3 protein-coding genes are annotated in these 4,961 nt (G+C 53.0%); all 3 read left to right on the forward strand.

Going from position 1 to position 4,961, the window contains the following annotated elements; all coding sequences use genetic code 11:
• The first annotated feature begins 37 nt into the window (after positions 1-37).
• The gene (gene cotE, locus B2899_RS14815) at positions 38-592 is read left to right on the forward strand and encodes an outer spore coat protein CotE (protein WP_146810674.1); all 555 of its coding nucleotides are present in this window, start codon (positions 38-40) and stop codon (positions 590-592) included.
• Between the two features lie 82 nt (positions 593-674).
• Entirely contained in the window at positions 675-2,120 is a 1,446-nt protein-coding gene (locus B2899_RS14820) for a putative amidoligase domain-containing protein (protein ID WP_146810672.1), read from the forward strand.
• Between the two features lie 41 nt (positions 2,121-2,161).
• Complete coding sequence (gene mutS / locus B2899_RS14825) at positions 2,162-4,864, forward strand: DNA mismatch repair protein MutS (RefSeq protein WP_246147338.1); 2,703 nt, start codon at positions 2,162-2,164, stop codon at positions 4,862-4,864.
• Positions 4,865-4,961 lie beyond the last annotated feature (97 nt).

The following is a 4,961-nucleotide window of genomic DNA, read 5'->3' on the forward strand; positions in this document are numbered from 1 at the left end:
CACATATAGGGAAACGTTGCATGGAGGAGGTAACAACATGTCGAGTACGAATAAAGAGAAGCAGTGCCGGGAAATCGTCACCAAAGCTGTCTGCGGCCGGGGGCGTAAGTTTTCCGAAGCCACTCATACCGTTACCCCATCCCACAAAGCGGTCACTATCTTAGGTGCCTGGGTTATCAATCACACATACCGGGCCGACAAGATAGGCGAAACGGTCGAGGTGAGCGGAGCATACGAAATTAACCTCTGGTATTCCTACAACAACAACACAGAGACTACGGTGTTGAAGGAAACTGCGAAGTTTGTGGAAGTCGTTCCTCTGTCTTATTATGACCATAACTTGCGTGGGGAAGTGGAAGTAACGGCGCGTGTGACACAGGAGCCAAACTGCGTGGAGGCGAAGGTGAAGCCAGGCGGTGGAGTCGTGGTTACGGTCGAGCGCGAATATGCGGTAGAAATTGTCGGGGAAACGAAGTTGTGTGTCTGGGTTTGCGACTCTTGCGATGACGGCGAAAAAGATGACACTTTCACCGACGATTTTGAGGAACTGGACGATTTCGCTGATCTTGATCCTGACACATTCCTCGACTAACACGCATATGGGCTTATAACCGTGGGAGGGAGCATCCTCCCTTTTTCTTTTTAAAGTATTTTACGGGAAAGGAAGCGGGGCTATGACTTGTTTTCTGCTGTATGGCCAGGCCGATACACCTGACCCCTCTCTGCTTAAGTATTGGAAGGGAAATGCAGGAGGAAATCTGATTGGAGAACCGCCATTCATACTGCAGTGGGGAGATGCCGGACTCTCCGCTTGCGACCGGCGTACAGTGGTGTTAAATGGAAAAGAGGCGATTGCCAACGCGTTAGATCCAGCTGCGACGGAAAAAATGCTTGCAGATATTGGCATTTCGTATGCAGAGAAAGGGAAGCCGGCCATGGCTACTATTCGGCGTTACATAGCCATTGTTTTTCAGCAGAATATCATTAGTTTATATCGTTCTTCCGAGCCTCGCCTCTGGCTGCACACCCGTATTCGCGAGGGGGAGAATGACTATGAGGAGATTGCATCCGATCAAAAAACGAAGGAAATCCGCCGCTTGCGGCAGTATGCGGTACGCAGTGTATATGCGCTGGGATTGGATTTTGCGGCCGTCTATTTCGGCGTCGGTCTAAACGGCGAAGTCTATGTGCTGGGTATCGCTCCGACATTTCGCATGACGGATACGCTGGCCCGGAAATTTGTTTTTCATGTCGCCCAATTCTGTAGGCGCTATAACATGCGGAAACAATCGATTATGCTGGGGGCGGATTTGGAGTTTGTGCTGCGTAATTCGGCCGGTAAGCTGATACTTGCATCGAGCTGTTTTCCTAAGGAGGGGATTGTAGGGTGCGACCGTGCGACCCTGAGGGGCGATACGACGAAGACGCACCTGCCGCTTGGGGAACTGCGTCCAGAGCCTGCGGAAGACGCAAAAGAGTTGTTTCGTAACTTGTATCGCGCTATGATGGTAGGTATCCGAAAAATCGGCTCCTCTCATATTGAATGGGTAGTGGGCGGCATGCCGCTTACCGGGTACCCGATCGGCGGTCATATCCATTTCAGCGGCATAGCGCCGAATTCGCAGTTGCTGCGCGCGTTGGATGCGTATCTGGCGCTGTCTGTCTTTCTGATCGAAAGCCCGCGCTCGCTGGCACGAAGGCCGCGTTACGGGCAGTTGGGCGACATGCGGCTGCAATTTCACGGGGGATTTGAATACCGGACGCTGCCGAGCTGGCTCGCATCGCCAAAGGTGGCTCGCGGTGTAATAGCGCTAAGCCACCTGATTGCCGAATCGTATCAGAATTTGCGCGCATTGCCGCTGCTTAGTTCCCGAATGCATCACGCCTTCTATCAAGGAAACCGTGATGCGTTTGCGCCGCTGATGTCCGGACTCTGGGAAGAGCTGCGTCAAGTGGATGGATATGCCCGATATGCCTCGTATTTAGAACCATTCGCCCAGCAGGTGCTAGAGAGAGGTGAATGGGAGGAATACGTCGACATCCGTCCTGCCTGGAAGCTGCCGCCATTTCAACCGGAGACTTCTATCGACCATCGAGCGTATGAGCACAGTATGTTATAATGAGAGAGGAGAAAATGCAGGTACAGGAGAGAAGAAACATTATGAAATATACCCCCATGATCCAGCAATACCTCGCGATCAAAGCCCAGTATCGGGACGCATTTCTGTTTTTTCGGCTGGGTGATTTTTATGAACTCTTCTTTGAGGACGCGCTGACCGCGTCGCGGGAATTGGAGATTACGTTGACCGGACGCGAAGGGGGCGGTGAAGAACGCATTCCAATGTGCGGCGTCCCGTATCATTCTGTCGATACGTATATTGCCCAGCTAATCGAGAAAGGCTATAAAGTCGCTATCTGTGAACAGGTAGAAGACCCGAAACAGGCCAAAGGCGTTGTGCGCCGGGAAGTGACCCGCGTTATCACACCAGGTACGGTGATGGAAGGCAAGTTTCTGCAGGACAAAGAAAACAATTACTTGCTATCGGTATATAAACAAGAAGATGCGTTCGCACTTGCCGCGTGCGATATTTCCACAGGAGAATTCTATGTAACAGAAGTGGGTTCCGAGTCGCATCTGCTTGATGAAGTGATGCAGTATCGCCCTTCGGAAGTCGTGCTGCTTGCAGACGATGTGACAGTAGAAGAAGGGGTATCCGAGCGGTTAAAACTTTATTCTATCGCTGTTACGAAGCGCTCCGTCGAACGGCAGGAAGCGGATCAGGATCCGCATAAAGGCTTTAGGACGCTATTTGGCGATGTGAAGAGCGGACGGGAAAGTACGCATGCGATGCTGGTGGCGGCATCCGGGCTTTTGTCGTATCTCAGAGAAACGCAAAAGCGTTCGCTTGATCATCTGCACCGGGTAACGATCTATGAAGCATCGTCGTTCATGGTGCTTGATCAGTTTACGCGCCGCAACCTTGAACTGGTAGAGACCATTCGGGATAAATCAAAGAAAGGTTCACTGCTCTGGCTGCTGGATCAGACGGTCACAGCAATGGGTGGTCGCTTACTGCGCCGCTGGATCGATAAACCGCTTCTCAGCAAAGCCGAGATAGAGCGCCGGCAGGCGGCCGTTCAGGCGCTGCTGGACGGCTGGCTGGCGCGCGATGAGCTGCGCACCTGCCTGAAAGACGTATACGATCTGGAACGACTGGCCGGTCGCATCGCGTATGGTACGGCCAGTCCGCGTGATCTTGTGCAGTTGAAATCCTCTCTGAAAGCCGTGCCGGGGCTTAAACGCATACTGCGTGAGCTGGCAGTTGGCTCGGATGCACTGCGCGACGTAGCGGACCGGCTGGACCCATGCCGCGATATTGTTGAGATCATCGACAACGGCATTGTGGACGAGCCGCCAGTTGCTATGAAAGAGGGCGGATTGATTAAAGAAGGATACCATGAATATTTGGACAAGCTGCGCACCGCCAGCCGCGAGGGCAAGCAATGGATTGCCAGTCTTGAGCAGCAGGAACGCCAGGCAACAGGCATTCGTTCGCTTAAGGTCGGTTATAACAAAGTGTTCGGCTACTACATTGAAGTAACCAAAGCGAACCTGAGCGCGCTGCCGGAAGGACGCTACGAGCGTAAGCAAACGCTAGCGAACGCCGAGCGGTTTATCACGCCGGAATTAAAAGAAAAAGAAGCGCTTATCCTTGAAGCGGAAGAGAAGCGTTCCGAGCTTGAATACCAGTTGTTTGTTGAAATCCGGGAGCGGATTGCCCGGGAAGTGAAACGTCTGCAGACGTTGGCACTGCAGGTGGCGACGGTGGATGTGCTGCAGTCGCTTGCAACGGTGGCCCAGGATAACCGCTATGTAAGACCCGAGATTCTGACGGAAGGTCCGCTGGTCATTCGGGATGGCCGCCATCCGGTCGTCGAAGCGGTATTGCATGGAGAACCGTTCGTGCCGAATGATACGGAATTGGGCCTTGACCGACAAATTCTGCTGATCACCGGTCCGAATATGGCGGGGAAAAGCACCTATATGCGTCAGGTTGCGCTTATCGTGATTATGGCGCAGATGGGCAGCTTCGTACCCGCTGAGTTCGCGCAGGTGACGCCAGTGGATCGAATCTTCACCCGGATTGGAGCGGCGGATGACTTGGTGGGTGGCCAGAGTACATTCATGGTCGAAATGAAAGAAATCGAGGTTACACTTACAAACGCCGGAGAACGCAGTCTTGTTATTATCGATGAACTGGGCCGGGGCACTTCGACATCGGAAGGAATGTCCATCGCCCAAGCGGTTATTGAATATTTGCATAACGATATCGGCTGTAAGACGCTTGTATCGACCCATTATCATGAGCTGTCACACCTGGAGGCGACACTTGATCGGCTGGAGAATTTTCATATGGCGGTCAATGAAACGGAAGATAACGTGATTTTCCTGCGTAAGCTGGTCAACGGTCCGGCTGATAAAAGCTACGGCATTTACTGCGCCCAGATTGCAGGGCTGCCCCCCCGCATTATTGAGCGTGCCAACCAACTGCTGGATGAATACGAAGGCGCGGTAGCGCGGGAAGTGGCGCCAGGCGGTGAGCAGCTGCAGACGAACAAACAGAATTCCGGAGCGGAGCCGGTATGCGAGCCGATAACAATCGGTGCACCCGCAGCGGAAGAAGCCGAACAGCTCGAGCTCTTCTGGAATCCGGGGCAACCGGCCGCCGGGAAGAAGGCAGAGCGTACTGTGCCGAGCAAAGCGGAAGAAAAAGCGCTCAAAAAGCTGCGTGAAGCGGATTTGTTGAATATGACGCCCATGCAGGCGATGAACTTTTTATTTGAACTAAAAAAGCATATCTAACGGACAGGCAAGGAGGAGATGTCCGTGGCAAATATCCAGGTGATGGATGCCCAATTAGCCAACTTAATTGCGGCCGGTGAAGTAGTCGAGCGGCCGG

The sequence above is a fragment of the Aneurinibacillus sp. UBA3580 genome (assembly GCF_002375825.1).
In the GTDB taxonomy this organism is placed as follows: Bacteria; Bacillota; Bacilli; order Aneurinibacillales; family Aneurinibacillaceae; genus Aneurinibacillus; species Aneurinibacillus danicus.